The 347-nt window shown below is 46.7% G+C and carries 1 protein-coding gene; it reads left to right on the top strand.

Annotated features, from left to right (window positions below; all coding sequences use genetic code 11):
- A partial coding sequence (locus FH871_RS35255) for a RelA/SpoT AH/RIS domain-containing protein (RefSeq protein ID WP_138995382.1) occupies window positions 1-347 on the top strand: 347 nt, incomplete at both ends.

Below are 347 nucleotides of genomic sequence, written 5' to 3'. Positions count from 1 at the left end.
TGGATCAAGCTGGTCAAAACAACCAAGGCTCGCAATAAGATTCGCCAATTCTTCAAGAATCAAGATAAGGAAATGTCCATCAGCAAGGGGCGTGACCTCTTGGTTGATTACTTCCAAGAACAGGGCTATATCGCCAATAAGTACCTAGATAAGAAGCATATTGACGAAATCCTGCCCCGTATGAGCGCCCGCAGTGAAGAGGCCCTCTATGCAGCTATCGGTTTTGGTGAGATCAGTCCAGCTGCCGTCTTTAACCGTCTAACAGAAAAAGAAAGGCGGGAAGAAGAAAGAGCCAAGGCCAAAGCAGAAGCTGATGAATTGATGAACGGCGGTGAAGTTAAGCATCA

The organism is Larkinella sp. C7, from assembly GCF_006149005.1.
In the GTDB taxonomy this organism is placed as follows: Bacteria; Bacteroidota; Bacteroidia; order Cytophagales; family Spirosomataceae; genus Larkinella.
Note: the sequence above shows the minus strand (reverse complement) of the source record. Positions and strands in the feature narration are given on the sequence as shown.